General features: G+C 32.7%; 1 protein-coding gene. It reads left to right on the top strand.

Annotated features, from left to right (window positions below):
* Window positions 1-136 precede the first annotated feature (136 nt).
* Window positions 137-245 (top strand): helix-turn-helix domain-containing protein (locus tag ACYQ2O_RS13820; RefSeq protein WP_459796837.1); only part of this gene is annotated, 109 nt, incomplete at its 3' end.

Raw genomic sequence — 245 nt, 5'->3', positions numbered from 1 at the left:
GCTGTTTTTCTCTTGATACGTTTCAATTGCTTCCACTAAATCTTTGGGGAAGCGAATTAGTTTTTGAATCTTTTCCATTGACACCACTCCTTAAATACTATATCATTATGATATACAAAAGGAGGTGAATTGTCAAATGAAAATTCATAAAGCCTATAAATTTCGACTCTATCCAAACAAAGAACAGGCTATTTTGATTAACAAGACTATTGGGTGTTCCCGATTCATCTACAATCATTTTCTCA

It is taken from the genome of Alkalibacterium sp. m-11, from assembly GCF_054658155.1.
Note: the sequence above shows the minus strand (reverse complement) of the source record. Positions and strands in the feature narration are given on the sequence as shown.